Origin of the sequence: Vibrio sp. 10N.222.48.A3, assembly GCF_041475345.1 — a bacterium.
GTDB lineage: Bacteria > Pseudomonadota > Gammaproteobacteria > Enterobacterales > Vibrionaceae > Vibrio > Vibrio tasmaniensis_A.
The window spans coordinates 1-3,043 of the sequence record NZ_JBFRVX010001065.1 but is presented as its reverse complement, the minus strand read 5'-3'; the positions used below and the strand labels follow the sequence as shown (position 1 = coordinate 3,043).

1 protein-coding gene is annotated in these 3,043 nt (G+C 46.0%); it reads left to right on the top strand.

Annotation, left to right across the window (positions count from 1 at the left end):
• Positions 1–3,043 (top strand): VCBS domain-containing protein (locus AB4653_RS23660; RefSeq protein WP_372105467.1); only part of this gene is annotated, 3,043 nt, incomplete at both ends.

Sequence of the window (3,043 nt, the reverse complement as noted above, 5' to 3'; positions counted from 1 at the left end):
AGCCGTGATAAGCGGAACCAGTGCCGGCGTGGTAACCGAAGAGTCCCAACTTCAGACCTCGGGCACACTTGCGGTAACGGATGTAGATACTGGCGAAGCGCACTTCGCTACTTCATCCACAGGAAGTACCGATATTGCAGGCTCGTTTGGTATGCTACATCTAACCGATTCGGGGGCTTGGACGTACGATCTTGATAACACTAACCCGACCGTTCAAGCATTAGGTAAGGGCTCGACAGCTACTGATACCATCACCGTTCATTCTGCTGATGGCACGCCGCATCAAGTGACTATCACAGTAAATGGCACTAATGACGCAGCTACTGTCAGCAGTGCGACCGTTGCCATCTATGAAACCGACAAAGCGGTAACCACCTCAGGCACCCTCACCAGTACCGATGTTGATAACCCAGACAATACCTTCACACCAGATTCTATCTCAGGCACCAACGGTGATCTCACCATTGATACCACTGGCCACTGGGTATTCACCGCCAACAGTGCGTTTAATCAATTAAACGTCGGCGATAAAGTAGAAGAAACCTTCACGGTGTCGTCTGTTGATGGCACACCGTCCACTATCAAGGTGACAATTAACGGTACTAACGACACAGCTACTGTCAGCAGTGCGACCGTTGCCATCGATGAAACCGACAAAGCGGTGACAACCTCAGGCACCCTAACCAGTATCGACGTCGATAACCCAGATAACGCATTCACGCCAGATTCCATTGTTGGATCTAACGGCGACCTAACTATTGATGCTAATGGGCATTGGGTGTTCATCGCCAACAGCGCGTTTAATCAATTGAATGTCGGCGATAAAGTCGAAGAGACCTTCACGGTGTCGTCTATTGATGGCACACCTTCGACCATCAAAATTACTATTAATGGTACCAATGACAAAGCCGTGATAAGCGGAACAAGTGCTGGCGCGGTCACCGAAGAATCTCAACTTCAAACCTCTGGCTCACTGACTGTGACTGATGTTGATGCCGGTCAAGCGCACTTCTCCAATACCGATATTGCTGGGACTTTAGGCACCTTACACCTCACTAATTCGGGGACATGGACTTACGACTTAGATAACACCAACCCAACCGTTCAAGCGTTAGGTAAAGGAACAACCGCTACCGATACCATTACTGTTCATTCTGCTGACGGCACACCACATCAAATTACTATTACGGTTAATGGTACTAACGACAAGGCCATCATTGGCGGGACAAACTCTGGTGCAGTGACTGAAGAATCTCAACTTCAGACGTCAGGTACACTGACTGTCACTGACGTAGATACTGGTGAAGCACACTTCTCCAACACTGATATTGCAGGCACATTAGGCACTTTACATTTAACTGATAACGGCACTTGGACTTACGATTTAGATAATACGAATCCACAAGTTCAAGCGCTAGGCAAAGGAGCAACCGCTACCGATACCATCACTGTTCATTCTGCTGATGGCACGCCACATCAAGTGACTATCACAGTAAATGGCACCAATGATACGGCTGTAATTGGCGGTACAAGTGCTGGCGCAGTAACAGAAGAGACACAACTACAAACTACTGGCACATTAACCATTACTGATACCGATAGCGGTGAAGCACACTTTGCCAATACTGATATCCAAGGCTCCTTAGGTACATTACATCTAACAGATAATGGCGCTTGGACGTACGATCTTGATAACACCAATCCTATCGTTCAAGCGTTAGGTAATGGCGCAACCGCTACTGATACCATTACCGTTCATTCAGCCGATGGCACACCTCATCAAGTCACCATTACAGTGAACGGCACTAATGATAATGCTGTGGTAGGTGGAATAGATACTGCAAGTGTCACTGAGAAAGCTGCTGGAGATAATATGTCACCAGATCATGCTCAATCGGGTATGGCGACACTTCGAGTTAGTACACTAAACGCTAATGGACATTTATCTGTGATTGATCCTGACTCTGGTCAGTCTGGCTTTGCTGATAATAATGTGGGGTATAACTATCACGGTACATATGGTGACTTAATTTTAAATCCAAATGGCGATTGGAATTACTATGCCGATGCTGGAAGTCTCAGTCACATTGGTGGAAGGCCCACGACCAGAGGCTCCGCTATCGATAAGTTAGGTGAGGGTGAAACACTCACAGACACTATCACCGTTCACACAAAAGATGGAACACCACATAATATAGTCATCACTATCAATGGTAGTAACGACAGGCCTTATTGCTCTTCAGAAGTACAACTCAACGCAGGTACTGAAGATACGAGACAAACCATTACAGCTGCACAACTGTTACAAAATTCAATAGATGTCGATAAAAATGACTCTGGACTGCTTACAGTAGCAAACCTTCATCCAGATCACGGCTCGATTTTAGATAACCAAAATGGTACATACACTTTCACACCAGAAAAAGACTATAACGGTAAAGTTCATTTCACCTATGATGTCAAAGATGCACATGGCGGTGTCACTCATACTGGAGCTACCAGCAGTTTAAGTGCTGTTGCTGATAAAGCGGTTATAAGCGGTAGTGATACCGGAACGATTATTGAAGATCATAATGTGGGTCACAGTTCATTACAGCCTGTCGTTGCATCGGGTTTGCTGAGTGTGACAGATCCTGATGCAGGGCAAGACCATTTTCAGGTCAATCTGTTATTAGGAGAACAGGCGATTCACGATCCCTTTGGTGGTTTTTTACGCATTACACCAAGTGGCGCTTGGGGATATGAAGTAGCCAATAGTCGCTTGCAATCATTAGCTGAAGGTGAAGTAGAAAAAGTTGTATATCGTGTTTACTCTGCAGACCACACTGCCCACGATATAACAATAACGGTGACAGGCACCAACGATCAACCGAGCATTACTGCGACGACACTTGCACATGGCACTGAAGATACGCATTACCAAATGCAAGCCAGTCAGTTTGGATTCAGTGATATCGACACAGGCGATACGTTACATTCCATCGCAATCACAGATCTACCATCAGCAACACAAGGTAAGTTTGTACTTGATGGACACGATGTT